This window comes from Pseudonocardia sp. NPDC049154, from assembly GCF_040648315.1.
GTDB lineage: Bacteria > Actinomycetota > Actinomycetes > Mycobacteriales > Pseudonocardiaceae > Pseudonocardia.
Genome location: NZ_JBEZDN010000004.1, coordinates 118021 through 131864, shown reverse-complemented (window position 1 = coordinate 131864; position 13844 = coordinate 118021). Strand labels below are relative to the sequence as shown.

The 13844-nt window shown below is 70.1% G+C and carries 14 protein-coding genes; 11 read left to right on the top strand and 3 right to left on the bottom strand.

Annotated elements, in window-relative coordinates:
* From AB0B41_RS04275 to AB0B41_RS04240, 8 genes are all read left to right on the top strand, one after another.
* Positions 1–342 carry a hypothetical protein gene (locus tag AB0B41_RS04275; RefSeq protein WP_358198783.1) on the top strand — a complete coding sequence of 114 codons (342 nt, stop codon included), beginning with the start codon at positions 1–3 and terminating at the stop codon, positions 340–342.
* A gap of 801 nt (positions 343–1143) precedes the next feature.
* Positions 1144–2577, top strand: coding sequence for an ATP-binding protein (locus AB0B41_RS04270; protein ID WP_358198781.1), 1434 nt, complete (start codon positions 1144–1146; stop codon positions 2575–2577).
* An 11-nt stretch (positions 2578–2588) separates the two neighbouring features.
* Positions 2589–3014 carry a roadblock/LC7 domain-containing protein gene (locus tag AB0B41_RS04265; RefSeq protein ID WP_358198780.1) on the top strand — a complete coding sequence of 142 codons (426 nt, stop codon included), beginning with the start codon at positions 2589–2591 and terminating at the stop codon, positions 3012–3014.
* A gap of 16 nt (positions 3015–3030) precedes the next feature.
* Positions 3031–3417: a DUF742 domain-containing protein gene (locus tag AB0B41_RS04260; RefSeq protein WP_358198778.1), complete on the top strand. Its 387-nt coding sequence runs from the start codon at positions 3031–3033 to the stop codon at positions 3415–3417.
* On the top strand, positions 3392–4024 hold the full coding sequence (locus AB0B41_RS04255; protein WP_358198776.1) for an ATP/GTP-binding protein: 633 nt from the start codon (positions 3392–3394) through the stop codon (positions 4022–4024). The genes AB0B41_RS04260 and AB0B41_RS04255 overlap by 26 nt, the downstream gene beginning before the upstream one ends.
* Complete coding sequence (locus AB0B41_RS04250) at positions 4017–5246, top strand: styrene monooxygenase/indole monooxygenase family protein (protein ID WP_358198774.1); 1230 nt, start codon at positions 4017–4019, stop codon at positions 5244–5246. Before AB0B41_RS04255 ends, AB0B41_RS04250 begins: the two co-directional genes overlap by 8 nt.
* Before the next feature lie 1630 nt (positions 5247–6876).
* Positions 6877–7692 (top strand): ATP-binding protein, encoded by an 816-nt coding sequence (locus AB0B41_RS04245; RefSeq protein WP_358198772.1) that lies wholly within the window; start codon positions 6877–6879, stop codon positions 7690–7692.
* Between the two features lie 335 nt (positions 7693–8027).
* Positions 8028–8411 (top strand): hypothetical protein, encoded by a 384-nt coding sequence (locus AB0B41_RS04240; protein WP_358198769.1) that lies wholly within the window; start codon positions 8028–8030, stop codon positions 8409–8411.
* Positions 8412–9257: 846 nt separating this feature from the next.
* Here the strand turns inward: AB0B41_RS04240 and AB0B41_RS04235 are convergent.
* The 3 genes from AB0B41_RS04235 to AB0B41_RS04225 all read right to left on the bottom strand — a co-directional run bounded on the left by AB0B41_RS04235 (position 9258) and on the right by AB0B41_RS04225 (position 12081).
* Complete coding sequence (locus AB0B41_RS04235; protein WP_358198767.1) at positions 9258–9665, bottom strand: hypothetical protein; 408 nt, start codon at positions 9663–9665, stop codon at positions 9258–9260.
* A 601-nt stretch (positions 9666–10266) separates the two neighbouring features.
* Positions 10267–11817, bottom strand: a complete 1551-nt coding sequence (locus tag AB0B41_RS04230) for an AAA family ATPase (RefSeq protein ID WP_358198766.1) — start codon at positions 11815–11817, stop codon at positions 10267–10269.
* Positions 11818–11883: 66 nt separating this feature from the next.
* Positions 11884–12081 carry a helix-turn-helix domain-containing protein gene (locus AB0B41_RS04225; protein ID WP_358198764.1) on the bottom strand — a complete coding sequence of 66 codons (198 nt, stop codon included), beginning with the start codon at positions 12079–12081 and terminating at the stop codon, positions 11884–11886.
* 92 nt (positions 12082–12173) lie between these two features.
* Between AB0B41_RS04225 and AB0B41_RS04220 the strand changes: the two genes are divergently transcribed.
* From AB0B41_RS04220 to AB0B41_RS04210, 3 genes are read left to right on the top strand one after another with little or no spacing between them, the layout of a single operon-like run.
* Positions 12174–12737 (top strand): helix-turn-helix transcriptional regulator, encoded by a 564-nt coding sequence (locus AB0B41_RS04220; RefSeq protein ID WP_358198762.1) that lies wholly within the window; start codon positions 12174–12176, stop codon positions 12735–12737.
* Positions 12685–12930, top strand: coding sequence for a hypothetical protein (locus AB0B41_RS04215; protein WP_358198760.1), 246 nt, complete (start codon positions 12685–12687; stop codon positions 12928–12930). The genes AB0B41_RS04220 and AB0B41_RS04215 overlap by 53 nt, the downstream gene beginning before the upstream one ends.
* A complete protein-coding gene (locus tag AB0B41_RS04210) occupies positions 12897–13844 on the top strand; it encodes a tyrosine-type recombinase/integrase (RefSeq protein WP_358198759.1) in 948 nt (315 codons plus the stop codon). Before AB0B41_RS04215 ends, AB0B41_RS04210 begins: the two co-directional genes overlap by 34 nt.

Sequence of the window (13844 nt, the reverse complement as noted above, 5' to 3'; positions counted from 1 at the left end):
ATGCGTCCTCTCGCCCTGGCCGACGCGCACGCCCGCGATGAGCTCCGCCCCAGCGAGAAGTGCTGGCGGGCCTTCGGCGCCCACACCATCGAGGAGCAGCGCCTTGCCACCGCGCTCGCGGCGATCTGCGCGGTCGATGGCCAGGCGGACGGCCAGGTGGGCGACGCCGACCCTCTGGAGGCTGTCCGGAATGCGGTGGTGCACAGGAAGGTGGACGGGATCATCGTTTCGACGTTGCCACTCGGACTCTTGAACTGGCTGCGCCGGAACCTCCTGCGACAGATAGAACGGCTGGCCGGACTACCGGTCACGCACATCGTCGGCGACAAGCCCGGCGGCTGATCCGCCAGGCTCGGGACGGACCGGCCGGCGGTGGCCGGTTTCCAACCGGTCGACGGCCCGGGATGGCTCGACACTTCACCGCCTGTAGCCCGGCCGGACGCCGCCCTTCTCAGGGCGTCGGACGGGGCCGCTTGGCCGGACGCCGCCGCCGTGTGCCGCCGCGTGGCCCCCGCACGGGTAGGACGACGTCCCGGATCTCGGATCCACCCGAGTCGACCCGATGTAGGTTGCCGAGAACATCGCGAACCGCCGCGTCTAGCTGCTCCCTGGTGAGGGAGTAGCGGACACCGCAGCGGTCGTGACAGTACAACCGCACGACCTCCTTGATCTCACCGTCCCCCGGCCGAGACCGGCTCGACGTCGAGGGCGATAGGGTGCGCGCACCGCTTCGGCTGCTCGCCGAGATCACGCTTTCCGGGTTCCTCTTGCTCGCCACGCCGCGTCTGCTGCCGCCGCGATCGACCGCATGTGAGCCATGTCTCGGATGGGGCAGTCGGGCTGGGCGGGGCGGGTACTGGTCGGCGTAGTCGGTGCGGCTGTCGATGGAGCCGATCCCCCCTCGTGGCGCGGCGTGTCGAGGGGAAGGGCCCGGCGGGGCGGGTGCGACCGAAGCCCGTCGCAGCCCGATCGGTGCATGGGGGTAGGCCAATCAGGGCGACCCTGCGCTGTTCGACAAGTCGCGATCACTCTGCTTCGATGGCGCACGCCTCCGGCGAGCGATCGACCCAACACACAGGGTTACGAACACCTGAGGCGTCAGCGGCAGGTTTGCGGACAGCGGTTACGGCAGAGGTGGGGCGCATGGCGACGCGGGCGCGGGCTCGTGAGATCTTCGATCGATCTCGGGTGATGCTGGGCCGCTCGGCCGTGGCGGCCGCGCACTTGCTGGATCCCGACCGGTATCCGCCGCTGAAGGCCGTCGACGCGACCCAGGCCCGTCCGGCCCCGCCGGCCCTCGAGGCGACCTCGGCGGCCCCCGCGCCGACAGCGGCGGCGCCGGCCCAGGACGAGTCGCTCGTCGAGGTCTGCGCGAGCATCGCCCTGCGCGATCTGAACCTCATCGACACGCTGCTGTCGGACCTCGAGCTGATGGAGCGCCACGAGGACGACAGCAACCGGCTCGACCAGCTCTACCGGCTCGACCACCTGGCCGCGCGGCTGCGCCGCAACGCGGAGAACCTCCGTGTGCTCGCCGACCACGATGCGGACGAGGACGCCGGGGAGACGATCTCGATCCTCGACACCGTCCGCGCGGCGATGTCCTCGATCGACCAGTACGCGAAGGTGGGGATCGGCCGCATGGCGCCGCTGGGCGTCGTGGGGTTCGCCGCGAACGACCTGAGCCGCGTCGTCACCGAGCTCCTCGACAACGCCGCCAACCATTCGCCACCGAACGCCGACGTGCGAGTGAGCTCCCACCTCACCGAGCAGGGCAGCGTCCTCATCCGGATCGAGGACGACGGGATCGGGCTCCCCCCGGAACGGCTGGCCGAGCTCAACGACCGGCTCTCCCGGGAGTCGCGGCTCGACGACGCCGCGGTGCGGCACATGGGCCTGGCCGTGGTCCGCAGGCTGGCCGAGCGGCACGGCCTGCGGATCTCGCTGGACCACCGGCTCCCGAACGGCACCACCGCCACGATCCTCGTGCCGTCGTCGCTGGTGGTCGACGTGCCCGACACGACCTGGACGGGCGCGCAGACCGTGCCGGTGAGGGGTCGGCACCACCGGGGTCAGCCGGAGGTCAACGGCGTGGCCCCGGACTTCGTCGCGAGCGGGGTGGAGGCACCTGCGGCCCTGCCGCACCGCGGCACAGCGCCGCCCCAACGTGCGGCCGTCGACCCGACTCCGCGCCCGGCGCCCGCACCGTGGCCACCGTCGTCATCGCCGTCGTCATCGCCGTCGCCGTCGCCCGCGGTCGCCGGCACCACGGACACCGGCCTGCCCCGGCGCGTCTCCCGCAGCATCAAGCCGGGCGCTGAGGTGGCCGCGCCCACCGATTTCACGTCGGACTCCGACGGGCAGGACGCCTTCCTGGCCGATCTCGACAGCTTCACCGACGGGGAGAAGGCGGCGACCGCCGAGGACGCTTCCACCGAGGGCGCCGAGGTCACCGACGGGGACCCCGCGCGCGGAGACTCCACGGACGGGGACGTCACGCACGAGACCGCCTCCGTAGGGGAGATCGAGGGTGCGAACGCCGAGGGCGGCGTCGCCGCTGACGAGGACGCGCGGTGATGGCGGAGTCCATGACCTCTCCCCAGGACTTCGCCTGGCTCGTCGACGACTTCGTCGGCCGTGTGCACGGCGTCACGCATGCCCTCGTCATGTCCTCCGACGGGTTCCCCCTGACCGCGTCCAACGCCGTCACCACCGAGGACGCCGAGCAGCTCGCGGCCATCGCCTGCGGACTGCTGAGCCTCGCCCACAACGGGGCCGCGCTGTTCGGCAAGGGTGTCTGCGAGCAGATCATGATCCGGATGTCCGACGGGTACTTCCTGTTCATGGGCATCGGCTCCGGCGCCGGGTTCGCGGTGCTGACCGGCCACGGGTGCGACATGAAGGTCGTCGGCTACGAGATGACCCAGTTCGTGCGCAACGCGGGCCACGTCCTGACCCCCGAAGTCCGTGCCGACCTGCGCCGCGTGCTCTCCGCGCGCCGGGCGCAGGCCTGACCGGGAGGTGAGCGCGATGTCGGTCGGGTCGTCGCCCGAGAACAACACCGGGCGTCCAAGGAGCCGCAGCAGGCGGATCCGGCCCTACACCCTCACGGGCGGTCGGACCCGGGCCCGCCACGAACTGCTGGTCGAGGCACTGATCTCGGTCCCGCAGTACGACCCCGGCCTTCCCGAGACGCTGATGCCCGAGTCGCGGCAGCTCTACGAGCACGCCCGCTCGCGGGCGTCGATCGCCGAGCTGTCGGTGGCCATCGCCGCCCCGCTCGGCGTCGTCCGGGTGTTGATCAGCGACTTGGCGGCGCAGGGCGCGGTGTACATCCATCCCACCGCGCACAGCTACCACCACGATCGCGAGATGCTTGGAAGGATCCTCGATGGTCTCGAACGGCTCTCCGTCTGAGCGGCCGGCCGCAGTCCCGCCCCCCGGGCAGCTCGCGGTCTCCGCGAAGATCGTCGTCGCCGGGGGCTTCAGCGTCGGCAAGACGACCTTCGTGGGCTCGGTGTCGGAGATCCCGCCGCTGAACACCGAGGCGTGGATGACCGAGGCCAGCGTGGGCATCGACGGGCCCGTCGAGCCGGGCAAGTCCACCACGACCGTGGCGATGGACTTCGGTCGGATCACCCTGCACTCGGACCTGCTGCTCTACCTGTTCGGGACCCCGGGCCAACCGCGGTTCTGGTTCCTCTGGGACGACCTCACGCGGGGTGCCCTCGGCGCCATCGTGCTCGTCGACACCCGCAGACTCGAGCGCTCCTTCGCCGCCATCAACTACTTCGAGAACGACTCGGAGCTGCCGTTCATCGTCGCGGTGAACACGTTCCACGGACAGCTGCACCACAACCTCGACGACGTGCGCGAGGCACTCGCGCTCTCCCCGGATGTCCCCTTGGTCACCGTCGACGCCCGCGAGCCGGCGTCCACGGTCGGCACCCTGCGCCAGCTCGTGCGGTACGTGCTGTCGCTGGGCGAGATCACACCCCCAGGAAGGGTCCGTACCTATGCCTAAGATCCTCATCGTCGGTGCGGGCCAGTCCGGTCTGCAGCTCGGACTGACCCTGCGGGAACACGGCTACGACGTCACGCTGATGTCGGCACGTACCCCGGACGAGATCCGCCGCGGCCGCGTCATGTCCACCCAGTGCATGTTCGCCGACGCGCTGGAGATCGAGCGCAAGCACAAGCTGAACCTGTGGGAGAAGGACACCGTGCAGGTCGAGGGCCTCGGGGTCTCGATCGCCGGACCGGACTCGAGCCGGGTGATGGACTGGTGGGGCAGGCTCGACGCCTACGGCCAGTCGGTGGACCAGCGGGTGAAGATGGCGGGCTGGCTGGAGCTGCTCGAGGAGCGCGGCGGCAAGGTCATCACGCACGGCGTCACGACCGCAGACCTGGACCGGCTCACCTCCCTCTACGACCTCGTCGTCGTCGCGGCGGGCAAGGGCGAGCTGGTGCAGCTGTTCGACCGGGACCCCGAACGCTCGGTCTTCACCCAGCCGCAGCGGTCCCTCGCGATCGCCTACGTGCACGGCCTGGAGCGGCGCCCAGAGCACCCGGAGTCCTCCGCGGTGCGGTTCAACATCGTCCCCGGGGTCGGCGAGCTCTTCGTCATCCCGGCGTACACGTCGAGCGGCAACTGCGAGATCCTCTTCTTCGAGGGGGTGCCGGGCGGGCCCTTCGACGCCTTCGGCGACCGTCCCACCCCGCAGGAGCACCTCGACCGGACGCTCGGCCTGATGCGGAACTACGTCCCGTGGGAGTACGACCGGGCCCGCAACGTCACGCTGACCGACCAGAACGCCACCCTCGCCGGCGGGTACACACCGATGGTGCGCAACCCGATCGGGGAGCTACCCTCGGGCGGCCGTGTCCTCGGGATGGCGGACGTCGTCGTGGCCAACGACCCGATCACCGGCCAGGGCGCGAACAACGCCGCCAAGTGCGCGGAGTTCTACCTGAACAGCATCCTCGAGCGGGGCGACAAGCCCTACGACGAGGAGTGGATGACGGCGACGTTCGAGCGCTACTGGGACTACGCTCAGCACGTCACGAACTGGACCAACGCGCTGCTCGGCCCGCCACCGGAGCACGTACTGAAGATCCTCGGCACGGCCCAGGTCAACGACACGGTGGCCCGCCGCTTCGTCAACGGCTTCAGCGATCCTTCGGACTTCCAGCACTGGTTCATGGATCCGGCAAGGGCCGACACCTACCTGGCCGAGGTGTCCTGAACGACGGCCCACCTCGGGCGCCTGCTCATCCGCGGCAGGCGCCCCGTTCGCACCTCCCTCGGCAGCAGACCCAAGCCGCCATCGCCTTCGGGATCGGGTGCTGGCCGCCAAGGCCTACTCGTCGAGGACGAACCACGGCCACCTGCGTGACCACAAGAGCCACGACGAACCTCCTTCCCAAGCGGCGGTCACGCTATCCGGTGGCGCAGAAGCCGGCGCAGGCCACGCCGTGCGCCGGCCGAATGCTGCGGCTGGTGGCGGGTGCCGCGCTGAGTAGCCCGGTGCACAGGATGGTCAATGCCGACGCTCCGCACGTGACCTCGATCCATCCGATCGGAGCCCGTCGGACGCGGCCTGCGAGTTGCGAGACCCCGACCGAGCTGACGGGTGAGGGCGCGGTGGAGTGCTGTAGCTGACCGTCGTTGTCGAGGGCGCGTGCCCGGTTGAGCTTGGCCCCTGTCGCCGGACATTTCTCCTGAGGCGGACGCCGTCCGCCAGGCGTATGTCGTTCGTGCCCGCTCCTCACCCGCCGGAGTTCCGGCAGCGCGCGGTCGACCTCGCTCCCTCCGGCGTGAAGCCGAGGGCTGTTGCGCTGGCTCTCTTGCCGGAGTACAAAAGCCCAGCTGCCCCAGACCCTGGCGGTGTGCCCGACTGGACCCGGCATTCCGCCCGTAGGGAGGCAGGGGTAGCTGTGCTGACTGAGGTGACCGCTCCCCCCGTCCAGACCGACTCGGGAGGGGGGTTCCGGCGACGCATCCCTGCGGAGGCAGATCAGGTCGATGCGCTCCGGGCCGGGCTAGTGCGCTGGCTGGGGAAGGCGGAATGGCCCGACCAGCGGGCGCTAGACATCGCAACCGCCACCGGTGACGCGGTCCGCAGCCTCATCCAGGACGCGCACCCGTCGGCCGGGGCAGAAGCTGTGGTGCAAGTCGAGGCGACCATCCTGGTCGGGGGCGAGCAGCGGCGAGTGCTCATAGCACTTCGGACCCGCAGACCCGCGGAAATCCCAGAGGGGCCGGCGACGGGCCTGCGCGCCCTCGGGAACCTCGTGGACGAGGTCGTAGTACGTCCGGCCACGGTTGAGCCGGGCCAGGGCGCGGCGACCGAGGTGTGCCTCCTGAGCAAGCCCAGGCACGAACTAGCAACCTATTGAGGGGGCCTGGTCGGCGACCCAGACGCGTGGCTCGACTCCGGCCTCCGGCTCCACTCCGACCTTTCAGCGGAGCGACGCCCATGCCAGGTAGGGAGCCATGTAGCGAGACACGGCACGTCCGAGAACGAGATCACCGATGCGCGCGCCGAGATACTTGGTTCGTTGCCCTCCACGCGCCCGTCTCGGACATCGGAACGGTCGCTACCGCAGCACCGGGCAGGTGACGATCAGCGGCCCGACGGCGGCCGTCGTGCGCCCGAGACCTACGCCCGATACCTATCGGAACCACGCTGCGACAGGGCATCACGCGGGCTCCTTCGCTGAGCGGGTCAACCGCGCAGGCGGCAAACCCCGGTTATGCGCAGGCGGGTTGCGGGAGCAACGAGCATCATCTGACCCAATGAGGAATCGGCTACCGTCCCACGCGCCCTGCCCGGCGCGGCGTCGACGACGGGGTGCGCGACGGGACGGAGCCACATGTCCGACGGCCTGACCTGGCAGGTCCTTCCCGGCGAACGGGTCGCCACACTGACCCTGACCGGTGTCCTGGACCGGGTCACACGCTTCGAGCTCGTCACCACCGTGCACAAGCTGCTGCTCGACCACCGTCAGCTCCTGATCGACCTCACCGACCTCCGGCTGCAGTGGGCGCCCGCGATCCGCGCCTTCACCACCGCCTTGGCCCGGGCCGGTGGCTGGCCCTCGACCCGGCTGGCCCTGTTCGGAGCCGATGAGGCGACGACGCTGCTGCAGGCCAGCTGCCCCTGGGAGATTCACGTCGGTGTCGACCGGCGCCACGCCGAGGCCCTACTGGCCCGACGCCCTCGCCGGATCCGCCGAACCATCGAGCTGCCAGACACGAGCGACGCCCCACGCTTCGCCCGAGCCCTCATCGTCGACGCCTGTGCCGACTGGGCCCTCACCGCCATCGAGGACCATGTCCAGCTGGTCGCCCACGAGCTGATCAGCAATGCCGTCCACCACGCCCCAGGGCGCCACCGCCTCTATCTGACCCTCGATCCGGTCCGGCTGACCATCGGTGTCAGCGACAGCTCCCCGCACCCGCCACGCCCCCGCCCGGACTCGGACACCAGGCTCGACGGGCTGTCCATCATCGCGGCGTTCAGCCGAAACTGGGGCACCAGCCCGCACCGCACGGGCAAGACCGTCTGGGCCGTCCTTCGGATCCCTCCCTCTGGTGCCACCCGAACATCGACGCCGCCCCCGGCCGTCCCCGACGCGCACCCGCTCCACCGAGTTCCTGCACGAGCAGCTGTCCCAGGCGAGCCCTGACCTGCTCCGCCAGATGCTCCCCACGTTCATCAACACCCGATGTCCGCCGACGCCGACGCCGTGTACGGCGCCGCGTGGGGCGAACGCACCGTCTGAGCTCGCCGAGCAGCGTGCCGCCGCCCCGACCCGCGACCAGCTGCGCCGAGGGCCGACTCGCGCCCTCGAAGACCGCCTGATCCGCGCCGACAAGCTCGCCGAAGCCGCTGCCGCCCAAGTCGGCCACCTGAGGGACCGCATCGCCGGCCTGGACACCACCCTCCACGCCAGCCCGATCGCGCTCGCGCGACGAACGCACCCGCACCCGCGAGCTGGTCAGCGACGGCAGCGCCATCCCCGTGTTCTCGTTCCGACTCGTCGCCGATACGCCGTACACAGTCTTCGACGTCTCCGAGCGGCTGTGTACCGAGGGCTGGCAGGTACCCGCCTACACGGTGCCCGAGGCCGCGACCGACGAGGCGATCATGCGTGTGGTGATCCGGGAGGGGTTCAGCTACGACCTCGCCGACGACCTGATCAACGCCCTGCGAAGTGCGACCGGCTATCTGGCCGCTAACCCGCCGCGGATCTCAACCGCATCAGGCGGCGTTAGCCACGGGGAGGAGGAGAGTCGAGGTTGGCTCCCTCGATCATGGTCGACGAGACGCGGGGGCGGGGAACTGTGTCGGACCCATCTCCCTCCGGACGTGCGTCCGCCGACCTCGACCAGTTTCAGGTTGTGAGCGCGGGCGTGGAACTCATCCCTCCGCCTGGTGTCGGGCGGTAGAGATCGAGGACGCCGAGGTTGACCGCGGCCGGTCCCCGTTCAGCCTATGTCGCCGATTCCCTACCAGCCGCCACACGACCTGGGCCGGCCCGCCAGGAAGGGGTTGGCGGACCGGCCACTGTGACGGCCCGGGCACGGCGCGTCACGCCCATTGCTTCGTCCACCTGGCCAATGCGTTACTCACCCGCCAAGCCGGCGCCGGCTCCACACGCTCGGCCCGGGCGAGCGTGCCTGACCGTCGCGCGGACCCGCCGGCCGTACGTGATCACCATCAGGGCGCGGCGCTGAGCGGCCACGGCCTCGACGCAGAGCTCGCTGGCTCTCGCCATGACCTTCTCCGCGGCCTGCCACGCTTCGGCCCACTGCAGTGGGCCCGGGGGGTCAACCATGAGCAGCCTCTACCCGGCAGACCGTGAACAACACCGCACCCACTGCAGCCCTCGCCAGCAGACCTCGACGGCGCGCGCCCGGATCGGCGAACGGAGGGCTGCAGCACACGCAGCGCCAGCTCGACAATCTGCTTGCACGATCAATGAAAAGAGGGTGTTGCAGGTCGCAACTGGCCTGACGTGGAACTTTCGACTGGATGGCGATCTTTATGGTTCAACTGCTGATGAATGGCCGGTAACGGCGCGGCTACGGAGGCGACCACTGCGCGACGGTCTCCGGTGCCCCCTTGGGAGGCCGTCGCCCGGTGGCCGGTCCGCGACGAAACCCCTCCGTCAAGCGGGCCGGCCACCCCGAGAGGCCGGGGCCCCGAGGCGCACCTCCGGTCGTTCGCGTCCCCAGTGGTTCCGGTGCGTCAGTCTGTGGAGAGCTGCCGCCTGATGTCCTCGAGCTGCCCCACGACCTGGTTGATGCCCTCGCCGTCCTGTGTGCCACGCAACATCGCAGCGATGGGCCCGTACTTGGCGAGCAGCGCCTCAACCGCGGCGCGCGCCTCTCGGAGAACCGCCCGCGGATCGAGCGAGTGTCCACCACCCACGGCACCCACATCCCTAGACGTGCCGGCGAGCGCCGGGGCCGTCTCGAGGTCGAGGCTCCACACCGCGTTGTCCCTGCGGTCCCGGTCGTCGAGAGCTTGCCGCTCGGCGCTGGTGACGCAGTCAGCGCACACGAGCCCGTCACTGAGCACCTCCGCGCGCATGAACTTGAGGGCGTCGATGGGCACGCTCGTCCCACAGCGGACGCACGTCTCGATGCCTCTCATGGCGCTCTCCTTATACCCGACTTGGCACGGGTAAACGCCTCGAGACGTGCCGGCCAAGCCGGGCCCGTCGCCGGCTACCCGAGCAGCGGCCACACCGTCGCCACGCGTTGCCGGACGGCCAGCGTCGTTGGCCCGTGCCGGAGCAGCGCGGGCAGACCCGTACACGCACCAGCCACCTATAGCCGAGGCCCACCGTGTCGAACAGGCGCCCGGGGCGAGGCGCAGGCCGCGGCCTGGGCCGAGCACGCCGAGGCGCTCGACTACGCCGCGACGCCGCCGCAGCCGGCGACGACACCCGCGCGCGACACGGCGACGCGCTCGAGCAGCAGCGCGACGAGCTCGCCTCCGCCGTCCAGCAGCAGGGCCCGCCGCACACGCCCGCCAGCTGGCCGAGCTGCACCGCCAACTCGGCGCTGCCGATCAGATCCGCGAGGTCCGGGCACGGCTGCCAGCGACCGCCAACAGTGTCAACGGCGAGTTCGTGGTGGCCACGGACAGCTCCCCGCACCGGTGATCGCACCACGAGGCACCGTGGTGAAGGCGACAACATGACAAGGCGGCGTGCGCGCACGTGCTGTTGTCGACTTGACGTCTTCCCTGCTCACGACCGCGTCGGGTTGTCACCTTGCCGCCTTGGCACGGTGTCGAGCGTCCAGGTCCACCCGGTCGCCGTTCTGTGGGTGGAGACCTGCGCGCGCTTGCGAGCGCGCTGCAGCAACCGTTCATTGAAGCCGTCCGCCTTGGCCGCCCGGAGGATCTCGCCGGCGCCGGCCGAGCCGGCCCGCTTCTCGTCAGCCAGGTAGCCGAGCAGCCAGGTCACCGCCTCCGTGATGAGCGTGCGGTCCTCCCCCTCCGGGCCCGCCGCGAGGAGCTCCTCCGCCCGCTGTGGGGTCTCGCCGTGCCACTCCACGCGCGCTACCTGGGTGATGCCGTCGGGCGTCTCCACAGCCGCAGGGACGAGGCTCACTGCGAGCGACGGGGCGTCGCCAGGCGCCAGATTCGCCTTCGTCGAAGAGATGACGAGTCGGTGGGTGTCCTCGTCGCGGGCCACCGCCAACACCGACCGCGCGACTTGCGACCAGGCGATCGAGCCCAGGATCAACTTGCCCGTGTCGGCCGACTCCCGTTTTCCGAAGTGCACGATGCCCATCACCGCAGCCCCGGTGTCAGCCGCCAACTTGGAGATCGGCTCCAAACCCCGGCGCATCTGACGGTCACGGTCGCCGTCCAGGGCGCCGTCGATGACCGACGTCGCCGCGTCGAGCACCACCAGCGCCGCCCCGAGCTCACCGAGCTCCTCCGCCAGCAGCTGCGTGTCGTGTGGCAAGACCAGCGGTGCCTCGTCGTCGGCCGGGGTGATCGCGTCGAGGAAGACGACCCGGTCGAGATCGGCGCCGGCCGCGGCGAGCCGCGGGACGATCGTGCTGTCCCGGGCGTCCTCCGAGTTGACATAGATGACGTGCCGGGGCTCGCCCGAGAACTCGCCAGCCAGCTCGCCCCGGGTCACCTGGGCGGCGAGGTCGACAGCGACCGTCGATTTCCCGAGCCCCTCGCGCCCGGCGAGGAGCGTCAGCCCACCCAGCACGATGCGGTTCGACCACAGCCACCGCAGCCTTCGCATCGTGACCGCCGACGCGGGGGTCCGGCGCAGGCGCCGCTGCCGGCTGGATCGCCCACCACCGGCGACCCCGTCGAACACCTCCCGCGCCCGGTCGATCAACTCGTCGTCGATATCACTGGGCAAGGCGTACGCCAGCTGTGACACCCGCGTGGCCGCCTCAATCAGACGACGCCGGACCGCCTTGTCCGCGACGATCTCCGCGTAGTAGGCCACGTTGGCCGGCGTGGGCACGCCACTCATGCAGTCGATGAGGTACGTGGCCCCGCCGAGGCGATGCAGTCGCTCGCCCAGGCGGTTCGCCAGGGCGATGGCGTCGACGGGCCGACCCTCCTCGCGCATGGCGAGCATCTCGGCGAAGAGCTCGGCGTGCGCCGGCTTGTAGAAGTCGTGCGCGCCGACCGCCGCCACGGCCTGCTCGAGGACGGCCGGATGGTGCAGCACCGAGCCGATGACGGCACGTTCTGCTCGAAGGTCCGCGGGCGGCAGTCGCTCCGGGGTCGCGCCGCCGCTGGTTGCCGCTTCAGCGGCCACCTCCACCTCCCCAGACCGCCGTGGCCCGACACGTGCGAGACGGGCGCCGGCGACGCTCGCCGCTCGTCACGCCGCACCCGGCGGAAGGCTCTCGCGCCGCTGCTGCTCGACCCACCTGAGCAGCTCGTCCTCGAAGTAGACGACGCGCCGTCCGATCTTGAACGAGGGCGGACCTTCGTTGCGCTTCCGCCACCACCGAAGGGTGTCCGGGGACCGGCTCAACAAGCTCGCGGCCTCCGGGATGCCGAGGATCTTGCGCGCCATGGCCAACCTCCCACGTCATCAGCAACCAACCTCAACGAGAGGTACCCAGTTGTAGCTCACTGTCAAGCTGGTATGGTCTGTAGAGTCAGCGCGTGACGGGTTACGACGCCAACTTGGTTGCGATAGCGGATGCCCGCTTCGGGGGGCGTCTCCGAGGTCTCCGGGAGTGGCAGGGGATGTCGCAGCAAACGCTCGTGGAGAAGCTTGCTGAGCTCGGCATCACCACCTGGCACCAGACCACCGTCGGGAAGGTCGAAGCAGGGAAGCGACCAGTGAGACTGGCCGAGGCCATCGCCGTGGCGAAGATCTTCGGCACGAGCATCGATGTCCTCCTCATGCACGACGACGACGAGTACCGGGCGCAGCGTGTTCAGGTTCTGGAGGCGCGACGTCAGGAAGTCGTGCTCATGCAAACCCTCCTCGAACAGCGCGAGGAGGAACTCGGGCAATGGATCGAGCTGGTCGAAACGGGCCGAGAGCTGCCCGGCGACATGCCCCCGGAGTGGCCCTCGTACCTGATGGACGAGGACGGCAGGGTCGTCGCGGAGTTCGGCGCGGCCGTGGTGGAGACACCAGGAGAGGGGGGCGAGGCCGGTGACCAAGATGCAGATGCTGATCCTGATGCTCCTGCTGGGCAGCATCGCGAGGAGACCTGACGGCACCTGGCGCGCCCGCTACCGCGGCCCGGACAGGCGCGAGCGCTCCAAGCACTTCACTCGAAAGAGCGATGCAGAGCGCTGGCTCGCCGGTGTCGAGGTGTCGAAGTCCCGTGGCGAGTGGATCGACCCCAACCTCTCCCGCGTCACCGTCGGCGAGTGGGCTCAGATCTGGCCGCCCAGAGCCAGCTGAAGCCGACCACCAACACCCGTTACGCCGGCATCATCACCAAGCACCTCGAGCCGGCGTGGGGGCAGGTCGCGATCGCAGACGTCACGCCTGCCGACGTGGCCGCCTGGCTACAGCGCCTGGCCTCGTCCGGCCTGGCCGCCGGGTCGGTTCGGTACATCCACCGAGTCCTGTCGCTCGCCCTGGCCTACGCGGTCCTCGACGGACGGATCACCCGCAATCCCGCCGCCGGTGTCCCACTGCCCCGGGCGAAGGCCAGACCGAAGCGCTTCCTCTCCCACAGCGAGCTCGCCCGACTCGCTGATGAGTGTGGTGACTACGCCGCGCTGATCAACGCGCTGGGCTACACCGGCCTGCGTTGGGGCGATGCGGTGGCCCTTCACGTAGAGGACCTCGACCTCCTCCGGCGGCGGATCAGGGTGACTCGCGCCATGGCCGAGGTCCGCGGCAAGGCCGTCATCGGCACCCCGAAGGATCACGAGCGCCGCGTCGTACCCATTCCGGCGTTCCTGGTCGACGATCTCGCAGAACTGGTGGCGGGACGTTCTCCAGCAGATCTCGTCTTTCCGTCGCCGAAAGGCAGCCTCCTCCGCAACGGTAACTTCCGGCGCAATGTGTTCGACGCCGCTGCGGAAAGAGCCGGGCTCGGAGGAATCACTCCACACGGTTTGCGGCACAGCGCAGCTTCCTTGGCGATCCAGGCCGGCGCGACCGTCGTGGTGGTCTCGCGGATGCTCGGACACAGCTCCGCGAAGGTCACCCTCGACGTCTACGCCCACCTGTTCGCCGACGACCTCGACACGGTCGCGGACCGCCTCCACGAGGCTCGCGCTCGGGCAAGTGCGGACCAAATGCGGACTAGCCGCCCGACGATCTTCGCTGAAGATCGCTTCTCCGGAGGTCAACATGCCGTCTGA

Coding starts and splice junctions, on each gene's coding strand:
- AB0B41_RS04275 (WP_358198783.1), top strand. CDS start 1: ATGCGTCCTCTCGCCCTGGCCGACGCGCACGCCCGCGATGAGCTCCGC.
- AB0B41_RS04270 (WP_358198781.1), top strand. CDS start 1,144: ATGGCGACGCGGGCGCGGGCTCGTGAGATCTTCGATCGATCTCGGGTG.
- AB0B41_RS04265 (WP_358198780.1), top strand. CDS start 2,589: ATGACCTCTCCCCAGGACTTCGCCTGGCTCGTCGACGACTTCGTCGGC.
- AB0B41_RS04260 (WP_358198778.1), top strand. CDS start 3,031: ATGTCGGTCGGGTCGTCGCCCGAGAACAACACCGGGCGTCCAAGGAGC.
- AB0B41_RS04255 (WP_358198776.1), top strand. CDS start 3,392: ATGGTCTCGAACGGCTCTCCGTCTGAGCGGCCGGCCGCAGTCCCGCCC.
- AB0B41_RS04250 (WP_358198774.1), top strand. CDS start 4,017: ATGCCTAAGATCCTCATCGTCGGTGCGGGCCAGTCCGGTCTGCAGCTC.
- AB0B41_RS04245 (WP_358198772.1), top strand. CDS start 6,877: ATGTCCGACGGCCTGACCTGGCAGGTCCTTCCCGGCGAACGGGTCGCC.
- AB0B41_RS04235 (WP_358198767.1), bottom strand. CDS start 9,665: ATGAGAGGCATCGAGACGTGCGTCCGCTGTGGGACGAGCGTGCCCATC.
- AB0B41_RS04225 (WP_358198764.1), bottom strand. CDS start 12,081: ATGGCGCGCAAGATCCTCGGCATCCCGGAGGCCGCGAGCTTGTTGAGC.
- AB0B41_RS04215 (WP_358198760.1), top strand. CDS start 12,685: ATGCAGATGCTGATCCTGATGCTCCTGCTGGGCAGCATCGCGAGGAGA.